The 263-nt window shown below is 69.2% G+C and carries 1 protein-coding gene; it reads left to right on the forward strand.

Going from position 1 to position 263, the window contains the following annotated elements:
* On the forward strand, positions 1-263 hold a 263-nt coding region (locus tag AAHM41_RS40475; RefSeq protein ID WP_342242296.1), incomplete at both ends, for a phage terminase large subunit.

The following is a 263-nucleotide window of genomic DNA, read 5'->3' on the forward strand; positions in this document are numbered from 1 at the left end:
CGCCTTCACCGTCCAGGCCGACCGCATCCTGACGCCCGGCGGCGGCCGGATCATCTTCCAGGGCATGCAGAACCACACCGCCGAGAGCATCAAATCGCTCGAGGGCTATGACATCGCCTGGGTCGAGGAGGCCCAGTCGCTGTCGAAGCGGAGCCTGGAACTGCTGCGCCCGACCATCCGCAAGCCGGGGTCGGAGCTGTGGTTCTCCTGGAACCCGACCCGGCCGGACGACCCGGTCGACGCGCTGTTCCGCGACGGGACGC

It is taken from the genome of Inquilinus sp. OTU3971, assembly GCF_038440215.1.